Source organism: Corallococcus sp. AS-1-6, assembly GCF_020037015.1.
GTDB lineage: Bacteria > Myxococcota > Myxococcia > Myxococcales > Myxococcaceae > Corallococcus.
On the sequence record NZ_JAIQDE010000019.1, the window covers coordinates 96,905 to 111,002 of the forward strand.

A 14,098-nucleotide genomic window follows, 5' to 3' on the forward strand; every position below is an offset into this window, starting at 1 on the left:
CCAGCCCCGCCCGTGAGGAGGCAGGCGAGCGCGGTGTGGGGGCCTTTCATTGGACCCCGGTCCATCCCCATCCTCCTGGACAACCTCCCTGTCCGGAAGGATGCCCCGATGGCTTCAATCGACGCACTGAGGCAACAGGCTCGCGCGAACTGGCGCACGTGGTTGGCGTGGGTGGCCACGCCCATCGCCGCGCTGCCGCTGCTGGGGGTGGGCGGCCTTCGCCGGGTGGGCCTCGTGGACGAGCTGGCCGCGGGGGTGGTGGGGCTGGGCCTGGTGTCGCTGACGCTCATGGGCCTGGGGCGGCTCCCTCGGGGGGCTGCCCGCCCGCCGGGTGGGGAGGCGTGGAAGCGGGCGCCGAAGGACTTCCCCATCTCCGGCGCGATGGTGCCGGAGGAGTTCGCCGCGTCCACGGCCTCCGGCCACTGACGCTTCAGGGACGGCGCTCGATGCCGATGGCGATGGAGGGGCCGGTGAGGGCCTCGCCGGTGCCGTCGGAGAGCGACACGACGCCCAGGCTGGCGGAGAGCACGGTGGTGCCGGAGCCGCCGGTGCCCTTGATGAAGCTGCGCACGCCCAGCTCCCCGAAGTTCCATCCGCTGGCCGAGCCGCCGCCCGCGCCGAAGAGGGAGAGGCTGGGGGTGAGGGGGACCTGGACCTCGCCGCGCCCGGAGCCGAAGCGGAACTGGTTGTCACGCGAGAGGATGGCGGAGTTCCACGCGAGGTGGAACCCGTCGAGCGCGCCCAGCCGCAGCACCTGCTGGAAGGACACGCCCGCGTTGGAGTCGCACACGGTCCTGGGGTTGATGGGCTCGTAGGTGTTGGGGTCGAAGTCGAACTGGGTGCTGCACTCCTTCTGTCCGAACAGCGCGCCCATGCCGATGCCGACCTCCAGGAAGTCGGTGGAGTAGGCCGCGGCGACGTACGCGGAGCCCGGCGAGTGGCGCAGGCCGGTGCCCAGGCCGAAGCCCACGGGGTCCAACTGCGCGCTCAGCACCAGGGGCAGGTCCCCGGGCCGCCACGCGATGAACGCATCCAGGAGCAGGCCGCCCGCGCGAGCGGACTGGCCCTCCCGCGTCTTCGCGTCCAGCGCGAGGAAGGGCCGGGCATGGAAGCCGTAGCGCAGGCGCGGCACGCCGGGCTCGGGGAAGAAGAGGCGCGCGGTGGCGGGGGCGTCGGTGACGACGGCGGTGTCGCCCACGCGCACGTTCTCCCCGCGGCCCAGGCGGGCGATGGCGGTGTCCTCGCGCGATTCGATGACCCGCAGCACCACCTCGCGGGAGTCCTGCGTGCGCACGCGGACGCGGCTGCCTTCGCCCAGGCCGGCCAGGGCGCCACCGGAGAGGGTCACGTCGCCATCGTGCACGGCGGTGACGGTGAGCCGGGTGGAGGAGGGGGCGGCCGTGGGGGGCGGGGCATGGGGCGGCGGCGCCTGGGTGACGACGGTGAGGTCGCGCGCCGAGCCCAGCGCGGCGGCCAGCGAATCCGGCCGGGGCTGCTCCGGCGTGGCGAGGGAGAACGCATGGGCCTCCTCGCGCTGCTCGATGGCGAGGAGCGACTGGCCCACGACGACGAGCCGCACGAAGCGCCGGCCCTCTTCGATGCGCCGAACGAGCTGGGGCGAGGCACCGTCGAGCTTGAGCACGGCGATGCCGCCACGCCCGAGCGCGACGTAGGTCACGCCCTGGTGAACGACGGAGTCGAGGACGGGGCCCAGGCCCAGTTCTTCCGCGGCACGTGAGGCCGGGGATGCGGGAGCCTGGGCGACGATGACGGAGGCGAGGAGCGCGGAGCCGAACATGAGGCTGGCTGTATATCGCTCCTGCCTCCCGGTGTTCCTGGAGTTTGGGGCAATCCTAGTCGACGAGCAGCCGCTTCACGGGCGCGGGGTCCACGGCCACCATCAGGGGCCGGGTGAAGTGGCTGAACGACATCAGCGCCTGGCCTGGGGCGAGCCGGGAGACGCGATTCCACAGGCTCTCGTCGATGCTGCCCACGCTCTTCTTCAACTGGTTGATGACGGCCCCGTCCGTGATCTTGTGGATGATGAAGTTGTTGAGCAGGGCCAGGACCTCGGAAGGCAGGTGCTGGGGCAGTTGCGTGACGAAGACGAGCCCCAGCCAGCGCTTGCGGCCCCGCTTGGCGATCCGGGCGACCTGTTCGAAGAGGGTCTTCATCTGCGCGATGCGGCTGGCGGACAGGAACTCGTGGGCCTCCTCGATGATGATGAGGACCGGGGTGATGTCCTTTCCCTCGCGGTGGGCCTTCTCGTAGCTGGCCTCTTGCCGCTCCTGGATGCCGCGCAGGATGTCCGCGATGACCAGGTTGTTGAGCTGGGGGGATTCCGTGTCCGACAGGTCGATGACGGACACCCGCCCTGGCGAGAGCATCGTGTCGTACTTCACGCCCTCCGTGGTCCCCATGTCGAAGATGTTCAGCCGGCGCAGCCGCTGGATCTTGCTGGCCAATGCTCTCCAACTGATGACGTTGCCGCTCTTCTGCCCCATCACCCGCCGCATCACATTGCCGGGGTTGTTCTTGAAGATGCTGTAGAGCCTCAGTGAATTGGCTGGCGGGCCTTCGTCCTCCTTCAACACCTCGATCTCCTCCGCGACCGTCCCCTTGCCCTTCGCGGCGCGGCTCGCGCGATTCTTCCCGTCCCCCTTGCCCTCGTCGCTCAAGCTGTAGAGGTACGCGTTCACCACGTCCAACAGGTGCTGGATGGTCATCTTCGGGTAGCCGGTGGACAGTTCGTCTACCTCCAGCGCGTCGCGCCTCTCCTCATCCGTCACGGGATAGACCTCGAAGTCCTCCAGCAGCAGCTTCGTGACGTCGTAGGCCTTGAGGAAGCGCTCCTGCTGCGGCTCCGTCATGTCGAGGATCTCCGCCAGTGCGTAGGGCGACAGGCTGGAGAAGTTCAACGAGAAGTCGTGCTTGTTCTTGTGGCGCGGGTTGCGGCTCTCACGGCCGACCAGGTGATGGATGTGCAAGTCCTTCACACCCTCGGGCTTCTGGTCCCGGCGCTTGAGGGTCTCCACCATGGCTTGATGGTCGGTGGGCCGGTCCACGTGCGTGTATTCGCCCTCCACGTCGAAGACGATGGTGGCGATGCCGGAGTTCTGCGCGCGGTGGATGAGCGTGGCCACGGTGGTGGACTTGCCGCCGCCCGTCGTCCCGATGATGCCGGTGTGCCGGGGCAGCACCGACTTGTCGCGGGCGTTGATGCGCGCCTCCATCCGCTCGTAGCCCACCACGGTCCCGATGCTCATCTCCCCACTGACTCCGAGCACCTTCGCGCTCTCCTCCTCGTCGAGCACGAAGACGGGGCTCTGCGGCCGGGGACGGAAGCGGTGCGGCTTGAGCACGCCCGCGACCTCCTCCCCGAGGATCTCCACCTCCGCGCGACCGTGGTACTCGAAGGTGTACGTGAGCTTCTTGCCGTGCGTCACCACGCCAATGGCCATGGTGGAGTTCGCGGGAACGGCGTTCGGCTCCGCGAAGGGGCCCTGCACGACGACGCCCAGGTAGGCCTTGTCGTCCTCGCGGCACTTGATGCGCACCAGCGTCTGCGACGCCAGCCGGTGCAGGTCCTCCTTCGTGGACAGGACGGTGACGAGGTTGTCGTGGCTCGAGCTGGTGTCGAAGTGGGTGAAGCCCACGGCGTTCTCCAGCTCCGGGTCTGCCTTGAGCGCCTCCGCCCGCTCCTTCGCCGCGTCGATTTCGCCCTTGGCCCTGGCCGGCAGGGGCAGGACGCCCCCGTTGTGTGGCGCCTCCGAGGGAGGCGGCTGCGGAACAGGGCCTCGGGCTGCCGGAGCCGGGGTGGGGGAGACCGCGCTGGCCGGAGGCTTCGGTGGCGCACCGGGGTGGGGCGCCGGGCGCGGCCCGTTCATCTGGATGTTCGCGGGCGGAGTGCCCGGCGGACGGGCGCCCGGCGGGGACGGCGCGACTGGCCGCTGGCCATTGGGAGCGGTGGCGGCGTGGCCATTCACGGGCCTGCCGTTGTGGGCCACGCCATTCTGCGCGGGACCGCGGCCGGGTACGTTGGTGTTTCCATTGTCAGACATGCTGTCGTTCCCCCATCAGCGACGTGGCTTGCGACCGTTGAAGTATTGAAGGTGGGCGTCGGCCAGCGCGTAGGCCTCCTGGACCACGCCCTCGAAGCCATCCATGCCGAAGGCGCTACGGCACGTGGACTCCGCGACGTCGAGCAGCATGGGGTAGCCCTGTTCCGGGCGCAGCATGCTGTCCGCGATGGCCACGCAAGCGGCCATGTGGGCATGGTCGACGTGCGCGTAGAAGATGCGGGGTGGGGCGTTCTCCGAGGCGCGGAACAGGCCCTTCACGACCTTGTGTGAATACGCGTTGATGAATTCGCGCGCCAGGTCGTACTCCTCGAGGTCGTACTGCCATCCGTCCAGGATGTCCTTCCCCTCCTGCTTCAGCGACTCGAGGATGACGAACTCGCCGGCCTTGAGCGCATGGCCCATGGTGAGGAAGCCCCGGTCGTCCATCCGTGCGGAGACGAAGACGAAACGGGGATGGTCCTTCATCACTCGTTCGAGCATCCCCAGCGACGCTTTCAACAGGCTCTTGTAGCCGGAGCCAGTGATGAGCTCACGGGCGAAGGGATTGCCCTGACCCATGCGCCACGGGGCCTTCAGCTTCTCCACCAGGATGGCGCGCTCCGCGTATGCGCGGATGCCTCGCCGCGCGAGTCGCGACAGGCTGTCTGGCCCACCGCGTCCCGGATGCGAGCGGTTCTGGCGCATCTCGATATAGGACAGAGCTTCCTGGTAGGGGTCCGGCGCGTCGACCGTCACCTCGCGGCGGAACAGACGCTGGGAGAAGGTGCCCGCGGTGCCGCCATAGCCAATGGCCGCGATGCTCAACTGGGTGATGTCCAGGGGCAGCGTCTCGTGCGTCACGGAGAGGCCGTTGACCGCCTCCACCTGGCCGGCGAAGAGCAGGCCCGAGTGGATGTCCGCCAGTTGCTCGGGGCTCAACTGGTAGAGCCCAGCGCCCTCGGGGGCTCCGGGGCGTGTCTGGAGGCGGGGGAGCAACTCCTGGCGGATGATGGACCGGAGCTCGTCCTCCTTCTGGATGGCGCCACCAATCTCCCGCCGGTAGCGTTCCATGATGACCTGGAGGTCCAGGCCCTCCGCCCACGTCTCCAGATTCAGCGTGCGCTCCAGGTCCTCGCGGAACGAGCCGCGGAAGTCCTCATCACCGGTCAAATCTTCTTCGTCGTCGTCAAAGCGCCCGTGGCCGCCCATGGTCACCCTGCGTCCTCACCGAGGAATGAAACAATGGAAAAACGGGAGCGGCCCTCTTCGCGGCGCAGGATGCGCGCGTAGGTTTCCGCCATCCAATCCGGCAGCCCGAAGTGCTGCTCCAAGCGTTGCTGCTGCATGTCTTCGGGGCCCTCCTGCATCACCTGACGAGCGAGCTTCGAGGGGGCGAGCCATTCCAGGGCCAGCCGGTCCGCGCGCTGCTCGGAGCGAGCCACCACCCCCTTGCCGATGTCGCCAGTGGGTCCCCGGTCCATCAGGTGGATCTGCACGCCAATGGGAACGCCTTCCAGCACCGCGGTCAGCGACTCCTCCGGGGTAGGACGGCGCTTCTGGTCCAGGACGTCCCGGATGTCGTCGCCGAAGAAGTGGAGTGCCCGCCTGCGCGGCAGGAGGTGGTCGAGGACGAAGTGACCCAGCTCGTGCGCCACCGCGAAGCGCTGAACCGCCGGGCCGTCGTCCCGGTTGAAGAACACGAGTCCCTTGCCCTCCCATGCCACCATGCAACCGTGCATCCGGCGGTGGTAGCCGACCTCCACCGTGCGCCCCCGCTGGGCCAACCACTGGCGCACCTTTTCCGAGGTCAGGTCCTTCAATCCCACGGGCCTCACGGGCAGGAGCATGGATGCGTCCGCCGCCAGGTCACGCGGAAATACCTCTGACGGAGGGAGGCCGCTGGCCTCCACCGCCTCCCTCAGCCAGGCCGGTTTCATGAGGCCGGATCGTCCTTCTTGCGCAGGTCGAGCGCGGCGAGTTGGAGCGTGCCGGTGCGATGCAGGCCAGCCTCCGCATCCCCGTTGGAGGAGTCCCCGCCCATGATCTCCACCTGCCGCAGGACGTTGGCGAGCGCGAACGGCTCCAGTCCGAACCGGCCGCAGAGGAGCTTCACCTGTTCGGCGAAGCCGTCCCCGGACGGCTTGCGGCACAAGGACAGTTGCTTGAGTGTCTTCTCGTCGCAACCCAGTTCGTCCGCGAGCGTGTCCGGCGTGCAGTCCTCGATGGACTGGTAGGTCGCGAACACCTGGCCCAGGAGTCCCTGCTCGGTGGTGCTGCGCTTCGCCGCGTACGTCAGCCAATCAAGCGTCGACATCGGAATCCTCCATCCAGAGGCTTCGCAAAAGCCTCCTCAATCGTTCGGTGTGGCGCCTCACCTCGTGCAGCCGCTCACCGGGAGGCAGGTGGGACATCCCCAGGGCCTCCGCCATCTCCTCGGCAGGAACGCGGCCCTCGTGGAGGACGATGACGCGGATACCGGCGATGTCGCGTTGCGGCAGACCGGCCTTCTCGATGCGTTCCTCCAGCCGCTTCAACAACTGCCTCGCAATCGCGAAACCCTCCACACCCTCTTTCGGAGCTGGTGGGTGGACTTCGACAATCGTCAGCGGGTTTTTCTCCCTTTTTGTCCGCGCCGTCCTGGACCTGTGGCTGTCATGGGCTCGACGCCTGGCGATCTGGTTCAGGAAATTCCAGAGCGTGGACTGGCGAGCGTCGAAGCGTTCCGGGTGCCGCAGATACGCAAAGACGGCATCCGCGGCCGAGGCGTTGGCGTCGTCATGCGTGCACCCCAGGTAGCGCTTCAATCCCCGGACCAGCGGATCCATGAACGTCTCGAAGACGTCGTAGGTCGCCGTCGGGTCCCGGCCCAGCATCCGTTCGTGAAGCTGCTCCACTTGTTGTCGTGATGGACTGGTCATCCCCCACTCCTCACCGGCATGCGTGCCCCCGCTTCAGGTTGGACTGCGATTCGCCTGAACGTTCGCTACAGCCCTGTCGAGTTCGACGGCGACATGTCGCTTTTCCGAGCCGGCAGGTTGGCGAGGTCGAGGATCCGTGTCTGTACCTCGGAGGTGGTACTGCCTTTGGGGACAGGGTCTCGCGTGATCCCCCGAGGATCGAAAAAGACCCTGGTCTCCTTTCAGGGAGACCAGGGTCCGTTTCATCCCGGCGTGACGTGTTTCAATGCGACGCGCCAGAGGGCGTTCCGCCCGCCTGCTTCCACGCATCAATGGCGCGGCGCACCTCATCCAGGAGGTCCCGGCCAATCCGTGAATACGCGCTGTCCTCCAGGTTCGCCAATGACACACGGGCCGACCAGGGAGGTCCGTCAACGCCGCTTCCGGTGAGCAGCACCACGCCGTAGCGCCGGGCCAGCCTGAAGACGATCTCCAGCGGGTCGTGGTGGTCCTCGACGAAGCGGACGAAGTCCTGGCCAAGGTGCTCGCGGCACCAGGCTTCCAGATCGATCGTCTGGTAGTAGGCCGTGCGCAGCGGATCCTCGTGCAGCGGCAGGCCCATGCCTTCGAGCAGCGCCTGGAGCCGGTCCTGGCAGATGCGCTGGCAGTACTTCTTGTAGGCCCCGTCCCTGTCCAACAGCGTGAACAGCGAGAACAGCGTCATCTGGAGCTGCTGCGGCAGCGACAGGCCCGCCGTGTGGTTCAGCGCCACGGCCCGGCTGTCCGCCACCATCCGGTCGATGAACTTCAGCCGCCCCGGGCGCAGCGAGACGGCGCCATACCGCGCCTCCAGCCGCGCGCGCTCCGCCGCGGGCTGCTTCGCCAACGCCTCATCCAGGATGTTGTCCTCGTGGAGCGCCACCACGCCCAACCGCCAGCCCGTGCAGCCGAAGTGCTTGGAGTACGAGTACACCAGCAGCGTGTTGCGCGGCAGGTCCGCGGCCAATGAGCGGAAGCCGTTGACGAACGTGCCGTAGACATCATCGGTGATGATCAACAGGTCCGGCCGGCGCTTGCGCACCAGCTCCACCAGCTTGTGGACGGACTCCTTGCGCATCGCCACCGCGCCCGGGTTGGACGGGTTGACGACGAAGAGCGCCTTGACGCGCGGGTCCTCCAGCTTGCGCAGCTCCGCGTCCGGATACTGCCAGGTGGGGCAGCCGTCCTTCGCGGTGGCGCTCTGATGGATGTCCACCGTGCGCAGGCCGAACTCCTCCATGCGCGGAATCTCCAGGTAGGGCGTGAAGAGGGGCGCGCCCAGCGCGAGGGTGTCTCCCTTGCGCAGCAGGCCGTTCACCTTCAGGGAGTGGAAGACGTAGGTCATCGCCGCGGTGCCGCCCTCCACCGCGAAGAGGTCGAAGCGCCCGGAGGGCGGCCGCCCCGCGAACAGCTCCTGCGCCAGGTACTCCTGCACGATGCGCTCGCCGTGGGCGAGCATCCGGTCCGGCACCGGATAGTTGTCTCCAATGACCGCGTCCGTGAGCTCCCAGACGAACCGGTCCGGGTTGAAGCCGAGCGTGTGCACCCCGTACGTCAGCGCGCCGCGCAACAACTGCACGGCGGGCGCGTCGTCGCTCGCCTCCAGGAAGTCCTGCAGGCGTCTGGCGATGCCCGGGGACCGGGGCATGCCCGCGAGCCCCACCTCGGGGACGTCCCAGGCCCGCCGGCTCTCCGCGAGCGCGAACTGGCCCAAGAGGAAGAAGGCCTCGCGCGGCGTGGTGGCGATCCAGTTGGGATTGCCCCGGCCGGCGTTGAGCATCACCGCCTCGCGGGTCCTCACGGCCTCGTCCTCGACCTGGAGGAGCGCGTCCTTCAGCTCGGAGGGGCTGAGCTTCTGCAGCGTGCGCTCGGAAGAGGCTCCCGGGGCCTCGGGCGTCTGCTCGGTCATGGTGTCCTCCTCCTTCGTCTGTCCAAGGTGAGCCACTCGCGGGGACGGGGGCCATGCGCCACGGGGTGGGGCGGGCGCAGGTGGCGGGCGGTTGGCCGGGTTCAGCGAAAAAAGACAACCCGCGAGCGCACTCGGCCGAGCTGCGACGAATGAAAGGTCGGGGCCGGACACACAAGTCCGGCAAGCACCGTGGAAGCGAGACCCGCCATGTCTTCATTGAGTTGCCGTGTCGCCACAGCGCAGCGCGAACTGGATGACGCGCTCCGCGTCCGTTACCGGGTTTTTGGCGAGGAGATGCGGATGCTGGGGCCCAAGCGGCCCCGGGCTCCGCGCGAAGCGGATTGCTTCGACACGCTCCGCAGCACCTCGCACGTCGTCGTCTATGCGGGCGAGGAGCCGGTGGCCACCGCCCGCCTGCTGACGCCCAACGCGGAGGTGGCGGCCTTCGCGGACACGGTCGTGGGGCTGGACATCGAGAAGAAGCTCGACCTGTCGGAGCTCGTCGCGCCGGGCCGCGTGTTCGCGGAGACCACGCGCTACTGCGTCACCCGGAGCTACCGGAACTCCGCCGTGCTGCGCCTCCAGGCGGGCCTCTACCGCGAGAGCCGCCGGCGCGGCGTCACCCACTGGATCGCCGCGGCCAACATGGAGACGGACAGCCAGGAGGAGGCGGACCTCTACTTCCTGGCCGCCGCGCGCCGGGGCTGGCTGAGCAACGGCTTCCGCGTGCGGACCCGGGAGTTTCCCCCGCCGCCCGCGGAGCCCCTGGCCGCCCGGCTCACCGCGGAGGAGCGCGCCCAGGCCCGTGAGGGCGGACTCGACGGCCTGCGCATGCCGCCCGTGCTGTCGCTGTTCGCGGACAAGATGGGCGCGCGCTTCATCGCGCCGCCGCACTTCGACCCTGCCTTCAACCGCTTCACCGTGCCGCTCGTCGCCGCGCTGGATGCCATTCCGCCGCGGACGCTGAACCTCTTCGACTCGCTGGACGCCGACGCCGCCTGACCCCAGGCAGGCGCGCTCCTTCCTTCCCCCTTCACCCTCAACGCAACACCCACCGGGCCTTCCAAGGGCCCCTGTCAGGAGACGTGTATGTGCAAGCAGCCCAAGCATGAGCAGACGGCGAAGACGGACTGGCTCGACTCCCTGCGGCACGAGGCCCGGATGCTCGTGCGGGAGCTGGACGCGACGCCGGGCGTCCGGCGCCTCTTCGAGGGGCGCATCCGCCAGGACGACTACGTCCACTATCTCATCCAGACGTATCAGTACGTGCGCTGGAGCGAGGGGTTCTTCACCGAGGCCGGCGAGCGCGTGCACCGCGAGGGCCGCAACTCCGCGCTCGCGGAGCTGCTGTTCCAGAAGGCGCACGAGGAGCGGGGCCATGAGCAGTGGTTGCTCAAGGACCTGAAGGCCCTGGGCTGGACGGAGGAGCGCGTGGAGCGCGCGCCCATCTGCCCCGCCGTGCGCGCCTACGTGGAGTGGAACCGCTTCACCACGCAGTCGGGCGTGCCCACCGCGTTCCTGGGCACGGCCTACGTGCTGGAGTACCTGTCCGTGAACAGGGCCCCGGACTCGGTGGACCGGCTCATCGCGGAGAGCGGCATCCCGAACATCCACAAGGCCGTCCTCTTCCTGCGCGGCCACGGCGCCGCGGACGGCGACCACGTGGCCGACCTGGAGGCGGAGCTGCGCAAGCTCACGTCCCCGGAGGAGCAGGCCGCGCTGCTGCTCTCCGCCCGCACCACGCGCACCCTGTTCCCGAAGTTCTTCCGGGAGCCCTGAGCCCGCGCGCCCGGACCTCCTCACCCCGGCTTCTGCCGCCAGGCGGCCTGGTAGAGGAGGTCCATGCGGTTCTCGATGCCCAGCTTGGGGAAGATGTTGCGCAGGTGCGTCTTCACCGTGTTGAGCGTCAGGCCCAGGTCCTCGGCGATGAGCTCGTTCGTCCAGTTGCAGAGGACCCCCTGGACCACGTCCAGCTCGCGCCGGGAGAGCTTCTGCCGCCAGGGCTCCGGCAGCGGGATGGCCCGCGAGCACTCCTGCAACACCAGCCCCCAGGGCTGGTGGCCGCGCTGCTCCGGCAGCTCCACGAACGTCACCTTCAGGTCGTGCTTCGCCCCGGAGCGCGTCCACGTGTCCATGCCCGGGGGCCGCTTCGCTCCCAAAGCCTGGAGACGCGTCAGGTGCTCGCGCAGCGCCTGGGGCAGCCGGGAGTCATCCGCCTTCAGCTCGTCCGGGTACCAGCGCCGCAGGAGCTCCGTGGCCCCCGGGGTCCTCAGCTTCTCGTGCTCCGGTGGCTCCACCACGACGCACTCGGCGCCCTGCTGGCGGAAGAGGGCGTCCAGCAGGTCTCCCCGCATCGCCTCGTGTCCGAACAGCCGGCAGTTGCGCACCGTGTTCGCCAGGTAGGGCGTCAGGTCCTCCAGCAGGGCCTGCTCCCTTTCGGAGAAGGGCAGGGCGTGCTCCCGGTACAGCGTGAAGCCGCCGTGCCAGTCCTCGCTCAGGTCCAGGAGCACCGCCAGCACGTGCTCCAGGGGCAGCCCCATCTCCCGGCAGCGCAGGGACAGGAGGTTGCGCTTCAATTCCTTGCTCGACAGCGGGTTCGTGGCGCGCGCGGCGCCCACCGTGGCCAGCTCCGGGTAGTGCGTGAAGAGGATGCCCGGGGCACCCAATCCCATCCACTCGTAGTGCCCGGGCCGCTCCGGCCTGGACACGCACAGGGCCGCGTAGTCACAGGGCAGAAGCCGCGTGAGGATTCCCTGGGCACGGGCCAGGACCTCGGTCAGGTCCAGCGAGCTGGAGAGTGCCCGGGTCAGCTCGAGCACGAGCCCCTGTTCGTGCGCGGTAAGGTTCATCCGACGGGCCTCCTTCCAACCGGTCCATGCAAGGACTTAGCGGTCGGAGGGCCCGGGAATCTGTCCCCCACAATGGGTATGGACGGGCTTCACTCCCATGAAGCCCGTCCGCGCCTGTCATTGCGGTGTCTATCGAAGCGGGGAGGCCGCTAGTTGCCCGCGCTGCCTTCCACCGGCGGGGTGCCCGTGGTGGGGCTGGCGGAGCTGCCCATGTTCTTGTTCTGGTCCCAGGCCGGCGGCGTCACTTCCATCTGAGCCCCCTTGTTGCCCGGGGTGCCCGAGTTCGGGGCCCCCGGCTCCGCGGCGGCCGAGTGGTCGCTGGTGCTGTTGCTCCCCTGCTCGGTGGAGCCGGAGCCGCCCACGCCTTCATCGACGCGGCCCGGGTCCACGGCGTTGTCGTCCACCTCGTCCGCGGACTGGAGGTCCTCCGAGGCGGCGCCCGAGCCGCCCGTGGCCTTGTCCCAGCGCTCCGCGCTGTCCTGGGGCGCGTCCGTGGACGGCTCCTGGAGGGGCGGCGTTTCGTGGTCGGTGTGGCTCTGCGCGAACGCCTGACCGGAAAACGCGAGTGTCGCCAGTGCTGCCATCAGGGGGAGCTTCATGGGTGGCTCTCCTTCGAAGAACGTGTGTGCTTCGAAGGTGGCGACCGTCGGGTGGGAAACAAGCGCTCGACGCACACCCGGCCTTGAGCCGTGTCCCCGCCTGCTGTGCGGGCAGGCGGCCGTCAGCCCGTCAGTGCACGTGGGGGAACCGTGCCCACGGCCCAGGCGGTGAGCTTGCGCATGAGCTCCGTGCGGTCCTCCGGCACGGAGAAGAGGTGGTCCGCGCGCGGGTAGAAGGCGTAGGTGACGCGGCCCTCCAGCTTCAGCGGCGAGAGCATCTCGTAGAACTGGCCCTCGTGGTTGAAGGACAGCCCCATGCCTCCGGAGAACACGAAGCACAGGCTGACGCCGCGCTCCAGCAGGTGCTTGTAGTCCTGCGTCAGCCGCGAGCGCTCCGGGTACTCGCGCGTGTAGACCTCGTCGGCCTCGCCGGCCTCGCGCAGTTGGGCGGGCAGCCTGCGCTTGCGCAGGAAGCGCGTCCACCGGCGGGGGCTCAGGTAGCGCAGGTGGAAGCGCAGGTGGTAGCCCAGCGTGCGGTACGTGTAGCCGTCGATGAAGGCCGCGCCCACCACGCGCGGATCCTCCACCGTCACCGCGTGCGCGCTGTCCACGCCGGAGCACAGACCCATCAGCACGAAGCGCTTCTGGCCCTTCTTCTGCTCCAGGTGGTCGAGCGCCGCGCGCGTCTCCTCGCGTGCGCGCTGGAACTCGTCGGCGCCGCCCTCGCGGCGGGGGCGGCTGTCACCCAGGCCGGACAGGTCGAAGCGCAGCGTGGAGATGCCGCGCCCAGCCAGTTGTCGCGCCAGCTCCACCCACAGCCGGTACGGGCCCACGTGGTGGTTGAGGCCCACGTTGGACAGCACCACCGTGGGCGCCTCCGGCAGGACCTTCGCCGGATCCGGCTCCGTGAGGATGCCCACCAGGCTCTGCTCGGGGCCGAAGGTACAGATGCGCTCGCGCATCACGCGGCCTCCTTCAGGAGCGTGGTGATGGTCTGCAGGATGCGGTTGGACAGGAGCGCGGACTCCTGGCCGCCCGCGCCCTCCTCGGGCACCAGGTGGTGCTGGAAGGGCAGGCCCGTCTTCTCCAGGCGCTCCTGGAGCCGCTGGTATCCGGGCTTGGGCGCGCTGACCACCAGGTGCGTGCGCGTGGACGGCCACGCGGGCAGCGCGGCCAGGTCCAGCGCGAGGATGTCGTCGCGCAGGGCGCGGGGGAACGGGAAGCCGAGCAGCTCCTCTCGCACCTCCAGCGGGCTCTCGGGCCGGGGGAAGAGGGTGAGGGTGTCCCGGCGCTGCTGGAGCAGCTCCAGCTCCTGGAGCCAGGCCTCGCCCTCCACCAGGGGCTCCCAGAGCACGAGCGCGGCGGTGGACAGTCCCTCCACGGCGGCGCGCACCGCGAGCGCCGCGCCCAGCCGCAGGCCCACGAGCGCCACGCGCTGCACGCCCGTCACGTCCTGCAGTTCATTGACGGCGTTGCGGAGGTCCTGGACCCACGTGGCCACGCGGCCCTCGTGGCCCTCTCCGGCCGAGTCCCCCGTGCCGTAGTAGTCGAAGCGGAAGACGTGGAAGCCCTCGCGCGCGAGCATCCCGGCCAGCTTCCGGAAGGCCCAGTGCGTCAACATGTACTCCTGTGCGGCGGGATAGCAGAGCACCACCCCGGTGGAGCGCTCGGCGCCCTGCGCGGGGTGGTGCACGCCGAAGAGCTGTCGTTCGGAGGTGCCGAAGAAGCAGGGCGTCACGGTTGA

Annotated in this window: 14 protein-coding genes; 3 read left to right on the top strand and 11 right to left on the bottom strand. The window is 69.1% G+C overall.

Going from position 1 to position 14,098, the window contains the following annotated elements; all coding sequences use genetic code 11:
• Positions 1–108 precede the first annotated feature (108 nt).
• On the top strand, positions 109–426 hold the full coding sequence (locus tag K8612_RS24645; RefSeq protein ID WP_223764083.1) for a hypothetical protein: 318 nt from the start codon (positions 109–111) through the stop codon (positions 424–426).
• 4 nt (positions 427–430) lie between these two features.
• Here K8612_RS24645 and K8612_RS24650 read toward each other — a convergent pair whose 3' ends face one another.
• The 7 genes from K8612_RS24650 to K8612_RS24680 form a co-directional block, all read right to left on the bottom strand.
• Positions 431–1,798 (bottom strand): hypothetical protein, encoded by a 1,368-nt coding sequence (locus K8612_RS24650; protein ID WP_223764084.1) that lies wholly within the window; start codon positions 1,796–1,798, stop codon positions 431–433.
• 55 nt (positions 1,799–1,853) lie between these two features.
• Positions 1,854–4,061 (bottom strand): ATP-binding protein, encoded by a 2,208-nt coding sequence (locus K8612_RS24655; RefSeq protein ID WP_223764085.1) that lies wholly within the window; start codon positions 4,059–4,061, stop codon positions 1,854–1,856.
• A 15-nt stretch (positions 4,062–4,076) separates the two neighbouring features.
• Positions 4,077–5,270 carry a hypothetical protein gene (locus tag K8612_RS24660; RefSeq protein WP_223742785.1) on the bottom strand — a complete coding sequence of 398 codons (1,194 nt, stop codon included), beginning with the start codon at positions 5,268–5,270 and terminating at the stop codon, positions 4,077–4,079.
• A gap of 2 nt (positions 5,271–5,272) precedes the next feature.
• Complete coding sequence (locus K8612_RS24665) at positions 5,273–5,881, bottom strand: ImmA/IrrE family metallo-endopeptidase (protein ID WP_223742784.1); 609 nt, start codon at positions 5,879–5,881, stop codon at positions 5,273–5,275.
• Positions 5,882–5,994: 113 nt separating this feature from the next.
• A complete protein-coding gene (locus tag K8612_RS24670) occupies positions 5,995–6,375 on the bottom strand; it encodes a hypothetical protein (protein ID WP_223742783.1) in 381 nt (126 codons plus the stop codon).
• The gene (locus tag K8612_RS24675; protein ID WP_223742782.1) at positions 6,362–6,979 is read right to left on the bottom strand and encodes an RNA polymerase sigma factor; all 618 of its coding nucleotides are present in this window, start codon (positions 6,977–6,979) and stop codon (positions 6,362–6,364) included. Before K8612_RS24675 ends, K8612_RS24670 begins: the two co-directional genes overlap by 14 nt.
• 262 nt (positions 6,980–7,241) lie before the next feature.
• Complete coding sequence (locus K8612_RS24680; RefSeq protein WP_223764086.1) at positions 7,242–8,906, bottom strand: bifunctional aspartate transaminase/aspartate 4-decarboxylase; 1,665 nt, start codon at positions 8,904–8,906, stop codon at positions 7,242–7,244.
• A gap of 207 nt (positions 8,907–9,113) precedes the next feature.
• Between K8612_RS24680 and K8612_RS24685 the strand changes: the two genes are divergently transcribed.
• Positions 9,114–9,908, top strand: coding sequence for a GNAT family N-acetyltransferase (locus K8612_RS24685; RefSeq protein ID WP_223764087.1), 795 nt, complete (start codon positions 9,114–9,116; stop codon positions 9,906–9,908).
• A gap of 87 nt (positions 9,909–9,995) precedes the next feature.
• Complete coding sequence (locus K8612_RS24690; protein WP_223742779.1) at positions 9,996–10,685, top strand: iron-containing redox enzyme family protein; 690 nt, start codon at positions 9,996–9,998, stop codon at positions 10,683–10,685.
• A gap of 20 nt (positions 10,686–10,705) precedes the next feature.
• Here K8612_RS24690 and K8612_RS24695 read toward each other — a convergent pair whose 3' ends face one another.
• From K8612_RS24695 to K8612_RS24710, 4 genes are all read right to left on the bottom strand, one after another.
• A complete protein-coding gene (locus tag K8612_RS24695; protein ID WP_223764088.1) occupies positions 10,706–11,755 on the bottom strand; it encodes a LuxR C-terminal-related transcriptional regulator in 1,050 nt (349 codons plus the stop codon).
• Between the two features lie 149 nt (positions 11,756–11,904).
• Positions 11,905–12,354, bottom strand: coding sequence for a hypothetical protein (locus tag K8612_RS24700; RefSeq protein ID WP_223742777.1), 450 nt, complete (start codon positions 12,352–12,354; stop codon positions 11,905–11,907).
• Between the two features lie 122 nt (positions 12,355–12,476).
• Positions 12,477–13,316: an alpha/beta fold hydrolase gene (locus tag K8612_RS24705; RefSeq protein WP_223742776.1), complete on the bottom strand. Its 840-nt coding sequence runs from the start codon at positions 13,314–13,316 to the stop codon at positions 12,477–12,479.
• A complete protein-coding gene (locus tag K8612_RS24710; RefSeq protein WP_223764089.1) occupies positions 13,316–14,092 on the bottom strand; it encodes an alpha/beta fold hydrolase in 777 nt (258 codons plus the stop codon). The genes K8612_RS24705 and K8612_RS24710 overlap by 1 nt, the downstream gene beginning before the upstream one ends.
• Between the last annotated feature and the right edge of the window lie 6 nt (positions 14,093–14,098).

Bases quoted from the DNA above. Each gene is read 5' to 3' on its own strand.
- K8612_RS24660 (WP_223742785.1), bottom strand. From the start codon at position 5,270: ATGGGCGGCCACGGGCGCTTTGACGACGACGAAGAAGATTTGACCGGT.
- K8612_RS24655 (WP_223764085.1), bottom strand. From the start codon at position 4,061: ATGTCTGACAATGGAAACACCAACGTACCCGGCCGCGGTCCCGCGCAG.
- K8612_RS24670 (WP_223742783.1), bottom strand. From the start codon at position 6,375: ATGTCGACGCTTGATTGGCTGACGTACGCGGCGAAGCGCAGCACCACC.
- K8612_RS24680 (WP_223764086.1), bottom strand. From the start codon at position 8,906: ATGACCGAGCAGACGCCCGAGGCCCCGGGAGCCTCTTCCGAGCGCACG.
- K8612_RS24700 (WP_223742777.1), bottom strand. From the start codon at position 12,354: ATGAAGCTCCCCCTGATGGCAGCACTGGCGACACTCGCGTTTTCCGGT.
- K8612_RS24675 (WP_223742782.1), bottom strand. From the start codon at position 6,979: ATGACCAGTCCATCACGACAACAAGTGGAGCAGCTTCACGAACGGATG.
- K8612_RS24645 (WP_223764083.1), top strand. From the start codon at position 109: ATGGCTTCAATCGACGCACTGAGGCAACAGGCTCGCGCGAACTGGCGC.
- K8612_RS24650 (WP_223764084.1), bottom strand. From the start codon at position 1,798: ATGTTCGGCTCCGCGCTCCTCGCCTCCGTCATCGTCGCCCAGGCTCCC.
- K8612_RS24690 (WP_223742779.1), top strand. From the start codon at position 9,996: ATGTGCAAGCAGCCCAAGCATGAGCAGACGGCGAAGACGGACTGGCTC.
- K8612_RS24705 (WP_223742776.1), bottom strand. From the start codon at position 13,316: ATGCGCGAGCGCATCTGTACCTTCGGCCCCGAGCAGAGCCTGGTGGGC.
- K8612_RS24695 (WP_223764088.1), bottom strand. From the start codon at position 11,755: ATGAACCTTACCGCGCACGAACAGGGGCTCGTGCTCGAGCTGACCCGG.
- K8612_RS24685 (WP_223764087.1), top strand. From the start codon at position 9,114: ATGTCTTCATTGAGTTGCCGTGTCGCCACAGCGCAGCGCGAACTGGAT.